Annotated in this window: 6 protein-coding genes; 4 read left to right on the forward strand and 2 right to left on the reverse strand. The window is 73.3% G+C overall.

The window, feature by feature from the left end:
- Positions 1-39: 39 nt before the first annotated feature.
- Together ADY01_RS31865 and ADY01_RS36195 are read left to right on the forward strand one after the other, a co-directional pair.
- Positions 40-420 (forward strand): RNase adapter RapZ, encoded by a 381-nt coding sequence (locus ADY01_RS31865; RefSeq protein ID WP_049580208.1) that lies wholly within the window; start codon positions 40-42, stop codon positions 418-420.
- A 161-nt stretch (positions 421-581) separates the two neighbouring features.
- Positions 582-1178: a hypothetical protein gene (locus ADY01_RS36195; protein ID WP_053171432.1), complete on the forward strand. Its 597-nt coding sequence runs from the start codon at positions 582-584 to the stop codon at positions 1176-1178.
- Positions 1179-1236: 58 nt separating this feature from the next.
- On the opposite strand, the gene ADY01_RS31875 is transcribed toward ADY01_RS36195, so the two are convergent.
- Positions 1237-2736 (reverse strand): TROVE domain-containing protein, encoded by a 1500-nt coding sequence (locus tag ADY01_RS31875; RefSeq protein ID WP_234320494.1) that lies wholly within the window; start codon positions 2734-2736, stop codon positions 1237-1239.
- Between the two features lie 732 nt (positions 2737-3468).
- Here ADY01_RS31875 and ADY01_RS36200 point away from each other — a divergent pair.
- Positions 3469-3873, forward strand: coding sequence for an RDD family protein (locus tag ADY01_RS36200; protein ID WP_053171436.1), 405 nt, complete (start codon positions 3469-3471; stop codon positions 3871-3873).
- A gap of 59 nt (positions 3874-3932) precedes the next feature.
- Here ADY01_RS36200 and ADY01_RS31885 read toward each other — a convergent pair whose 3' ends face one another.
- Positions 3933-4820: an NAD-dependent epimerase/dehydratase family protein gene (locus tag ADY01_RS31885; RefSeq protein ID WP_063784437.1), complete on the reverse strand. Its 888-nt coding sequence runs from the start codon at positions 4818-4820 to the stop codon at positions 3933-3935.
- A gap of 34 nt (positions 4821-4854) precedes the next feature.
- Here ADY01_RS31885 and ADY01_RS41670 point away from each other — a divergent pair.
- A partial coding sequence (locus tag ADY01_RS41670) for an aminotransferase class IV (protein WP_053171439.1) occupies positions 4855-5426 on the forward strand: 572 nt, incomplete at its 3' end.

Here is a 5426-nt window from a genome sequence, read left to right on the forward strand (position 1 = left end):
CACCCGGCCCGACCGGCCCGTCCGCAGGAGAGCTGCCCGATGAGCCTCGTGACGATCACCTCGTTCGGCTACCTCCACGCCCCACCACCGCCCGCGCACCTCACGCTCGACCTCCGCGCGCACTTCCGCGACCCCCACGTTCAGCCCGTGTTGAGGGAGTTGACCGCGGTCGATCGGGCGGTGCGGGATGTCGTGCTCGCCACCCCCGGCGTCGCCGACCTCCTCGACGCCGCCGTGGGTCTCGTGAACGCCTACCTCCTCGGCCCCGGCGCCGGTGACCTCACCATCGCCGTGGGCTGCGCGGGCGGACGCCATCGCGCCCCTGCCGTCGCCATGGCCGTCGCCCGAGCCCTTCGCGGCCATGGCACGCCGGTCGACCTCCGCCACCGCGACCTGCACCGGCCCGTCGTCCACCGCTGAACGCCTCCGACCAGCGGTGTGGTGCGGCTCGTCCGCGACCGCTGACGCCCGGTCACAAAGTGGTCACGGTGCGCCGATAACTCGCGCCCATAGCGACACGAAGCGACATCATCGGGGCTCCCCCACGTTACGTGCCCGCACGAACCCAGAGGGGGAATCCCATGACCGATCAGTCCGGCTGGCCCACCATGCAGCGCCCCGGCGACATGCCGCCGCACGCCCAGGCCACCCATGCAGTCCCCGCCGCACGCCCCGTGCCGCCCACCCCGCCTCGCAGCCAGCGCACGACGATCCTCACCCACGCCGCCGTCGGCATCGTCTGCCTCATCGTCGGCGCCGGCATCGGGGCCGCCGGAGGAAGCGCCGAGGAGGAGGCCAACGCCAACGCCGAGCCGTCCGCGTCCGCGCCGGAGGAAGAAGCGCCCGCGGCCGACGAGCCCGAGGCGGAAGCGGCGCCGGCCGAAGAGGCCGCACCCGAACCCGAACCGGAGCCGGAGCCCGAGCCGGAAGGGCCCGCCGAATCGCTCTCCGACGGCGTCCACCTCGTCGGCGAGGACATCGCCCCGGGCGAGTACGCCACCGACGGCCCGGACCCCGACGGCGTATGGCCCCTGTGCTACTGGTCCCGCAACAGCGACTCCAGCGGCGAGTTGGGGGCGATCATCGCCAACGAGAACATCGAGGGCCCCGGCCGGGTCACGGTCAACGACGGCGAGTACCTGGAGACGTCCGGCGGATGCGAGTGGAGCCTCGCGTAGCCCGTGGCGGCCCGCCTCGACCACGAGGCGGGCCACCGAGGCCGAACAGGGCCCGTCGTCATGCCTCCCACGGCCAGGACGCGTCCCGGCCCCGGCCGAGCAGATCGATCATCGTGAACAGCTTGTCGCTGAACCCGGCGATCTCGTAGCGGTTCGGGCGCCCGACGTCGATCGATGCCCGCGCATAGCCGGAGGTGTTCACGCCGAACATCGGCACCTCGGGCGGGATCGCCTCCGACACCGACACCCCCGCGCCTTCGTGCGCGCCGTGGCCCGGGTACCGAAACGCCTGCATGTCCGAGACGATCACCACCCGGTCGTGCCCGGCGTACGCCGCACGCAGCGCGGCCACGGTCTGCGTGCCGTGCCCGACCTCGCCGATCCGGGAGCAGAACGCCTCGGCCTGCCGCAGCACGCTCCCATCGGGCGTCAGCGGGTGCCGGAAGGTGCTGTTCGCATAGCCGACCAGGTCGACGTCGCAGCCGCGCGCCGCGAGCGCGACGGCGAACAGCGCCCCGACGTCGACGTGCCGCACCTGGCTCCTGGCCGACACCCGGCCACCCATCGAGGCCGACGTGTCCACCAGGACCAGGGTGCGGCCCGGCAGGGCCGGGATGTTCTCGGTCGAGGCGGCGAGCGCCCGCTCCAGCCCGTGGCCCCACCGCAGCGACGGTGCCGCCCGGTACGCCGACAGGAACCGGTACGGGAACTGCCGCGACCGCCGGACCTCCGCCGGGTCGGCGAGCCGCGCGGTCACCCGCTCGGCCACGGCGTCCGGCACCCCGGCCTCGTCGACGTTCCGCAGGTTCCGTGTCAGCGCCATCAGCCCCATGTGGGGGATGACCGCGCTCCACGCGGCGGCGTCCATCGGCCCCAGGCCGGACAGCTCCTCCCACGTCATACCCGCCGCGGCGAGCCGCGCCGGATCGCTCAGGAACCACGCGCGCCGCTCCGCCTCCGGCATGGCCTTGGCCGCCTGGTACGCGGAGACGAGCGGCAGACGGTCGGTCACCCGCACCGCGTCCCGCTTCCACCGCCGGTCCGCGAGGAAGTCGAACAGGTCCGCCTGCCACGGCCCGGCCGGGACGGGCTTCGCCAGCGCCACGACGTCGGCCATGCGCCAGGCCGAGCCCACGCCGTCGTACTTCAGCGCGGCCCGCTCGGTGTACAGGCGTGCCACCGCGTCCGCGACACCACGCTGCACACCGCCCGGCAGCGTGGTCCCGCCCGTGCGCTGCTTCCAGTACGCGATGAACTCCGCGGGCTCGTCCGCGCGCAGCATCGCCGAGGCGACCGTCGCCCGCACGGTGACCCGCGCCGTCCGGTCGGTGCCCTCCCGGCGGGCGAGCGCGGACTCGGCCACCATGACGATCGCGGCCGAGCGCATGTTCATCCGGCCCCGCAGGTACGGCACGAACCGGGCCACCCAGTCCGGGTCCGCACGCGTGGCCGCGTGCACGAGCTGCCGGAACCGGGCGTCGCGGTCACCCGCCGCCTCGTAGAACGTGTCCTCCCCGACCATGTTGACCGCGGCGAAGAGGAAAAGGTCGCTCTTCACGTCTCGCGTGAAGGCGGCGCCGCCCTCGAATGTGGCGGTCTTCCCGGTCGTGGTCAAAGGAGACGCCGGAGTCATCCGCGGTGCAGTGAACTTACCCATGAGTCGGCCCCCGTACGGAAGAAAGTCTTTCCCGGGTCGACGGACAGAACTGCCGGCGCCGCGAGTACCTTTCGCGCGGGGAGATGCCTGCCGATTCAGGCATAGGCCCGAGAGGTGGGCCTATCAGGAGTTGAACCCATGAAGTATCCTCGCGCTGCGCTTCGCGGCGCCTGTGCAGTTGTCGACCCGGCCACGAGACGACCGGGCGGGAGCCGGCCGACGTCACACGGGAGGGAGCGAGTACCAGACGCACGAAGACACGTAGCGCTCTGCCCGATTGAGCTACGCCGGCCCTTCCGGACCGGCGACGGGACTCGAACCCGCAACCACTCGATCCTGAATCGAAGTAACTCCGCGCTGCGCTTCGCGCCCCCCGTTATGACGTTGACCGAACTACCGATGCGCGAGTGCCCGGCGCCCGAGGTGTTGGATTCCTTGAAAGGGAAGAAGTAACCCCGGACTTCGCTTCGCGACGACCCCAATCATATCGAGCACCCGGTCGGCCGCAACGCGATAAATCCCCTGCCGACAACGGTGATTCGGCTCTGTCGCCGTTCCGTGACCCGACCTGCACCGAATCGTCGGCGTCCGCCCCGTAGATTCCCCGCATCGAACGGGATCGGGGGACATGACATGACGGTGCCGCCGAAAGAGGCCGGCGAGGGCTGGCTGCTGCTGGCGACGACCACCGACGTCCTGCTCATGGTGGGAGGCGGAATCGCCGGCGCGCGGGCGCTCGCGCCGGACGACCTCGATGTCGCGGGGTACCTGCTGCTCGGCGTCGGCTGCGCGTTGGCCACCTCCTTCATCAGCCACGTGCTCGGCATGTGGCTGCTGCGCGGGAGCGTCGGCAAGCTGCTGTGGGGGCTGCGGGTGGTCCGGGCGAGCGACGGCGGACGGCCCGGGTTCTGGCGGGCCGTGGGCCGATGGCTGGTCGGCTACGTGCTCTTCGCGCTGATGCTGCTGCTGGAGGACGGCGGCGGCGTGGGAGAGGCGTGCGGCCTGCGCACCGTGCGCCGGCGGCACCTGCGTCGTTAGGCCGCTACGGCTCCTCCGAGGAAGCGCGGCAACGGCCCCGGTGGGGAGCGCCGGTGGCCTCAATCGACGCTGTACGTGGTGGTGAAGGCCAGGAGGTCGTGCGCCGGGGTGAGGTCGATCGGGACGGTGCGCCCCGGGAGGGCGCCGTGCACGCGGGCGTCCGGGAGATAGGTGCGCACCAGGTCCTCGGTGGGGTGGCGCACCAGGGTGGTGCCGGCGGCGAGGTAGAGGACGTGCGCCCCCGGGCCCGGCCGGGTGAGGGCCAGCACGCAGGCGCGCGCCGCGTCGCGCAGGTCGAGGTAGGACCACAGCGTGCGGGCGCCCCCGGACGGGTCGGCGTCCATGCGGCGGGCGGTGTCACCGAGGTTGCCGTCCACGTACCCCAGGTGCGGGAAGCGCAGCGCCGTCGTCGTCATCCCGTACCGGCGGGTGGCCATGGCGGCGGTCGCCTCGTCGGCCTGCTTGGACAGGGCGTAGGGGTCGGCGACCATCAGCGGCGTCGCCGTGTCGAGCGGCAGATACGCGGGCGTCTGGAACTCGGGGGAGAACGCCGTTCCCAGGATCGACAGGCTGCTCGCCAGCTCGGCCTGCCGGACGCCGCGCCGTCCGGCCGCGTCGAGGACGGTGAAGGTGGCGAGGCTGTTGCCGCCGAAGACCTCCTCCGGGGTGCCGAGCGTGGGCGCGGGGATGGCGGCGAGGTGCACGACCCCGTCCGCATCGGCGAGCGCCTCGGCCACGGCGTCCGGATCACCGGCCGAAGCGGTCACGAAGCGATCCCAACCGGGCTCGAAGCGGCGGGCGTTGTCCGGCTCGTGCAGCTCGCGGTCCAGGCCGGTCACGGCGACCCCGAGGGAGGTCAGGGCGAGGGTGGTCTCGCGGCCCAGATGGCCCGAGGCGCCGGTGACGAGGACCCTGTTCGGGAGGTCGCCGTTCGGGGGGTGGTTCATCGTGTGCATCGTTCCATTCGAGCAGACTGCCGTCATGGCACATGTCCCGGCTCGGCTCGACGGAGCCCCCGCCACCGTTCAGGACCTCCAGGCGCTGGCCCTCGTCAACTACGGCCACTTCACGACCATGCGGGTCGAGAGCGGCGGGGTGCGCGGGCTGTCCCTGCACCTCGACCGCCTCGTCTCGGACTGCCGCGCCGTCTTCGGCGCGGACCTGGACCGGGACAGGGTGCGCGGGTCGCTCGGCCGGGCCCTGCGCGGGGCGCGGGCGCCGCTGATCGCCCGGGTCACCGTCTTCGACCCGGCGCTCGGCCTCGCCGCCCCCGAGGCCGCCGGGGAACCCCACGTCCTGGTGACCACCCGCCCCCCCGGGCCCCCCGCCCCCCCCGGCACGGCCCGGCGCCCCCGGCTGCGGACCACCCCCGAGGCCCAGCCCGTGGCCTTCTCCGGGGCAACCCTGCGGGCCCCCCGCCCCGCCGCCCCCGCGGGCACCCGCCCCACCATGGGACTCGACCCGGGCCTGCGCACCGGCGTGAAGGTCGCCGTCGTCGACTCCACCGGCAAGGTCGCGGCGACGGACACGATCTACCCGCACGCCCCGGCGCG

This window comes from Streptomyces sp. SBT349, assembly GCF_001083795.1.
In the GTDB taxonomy this organism is placed as follows: domain Bacteria; phylum Actinomycetota; class Actinomycetes; order Streptomycetales; family Streptomycetaceae; genus Streptomyces.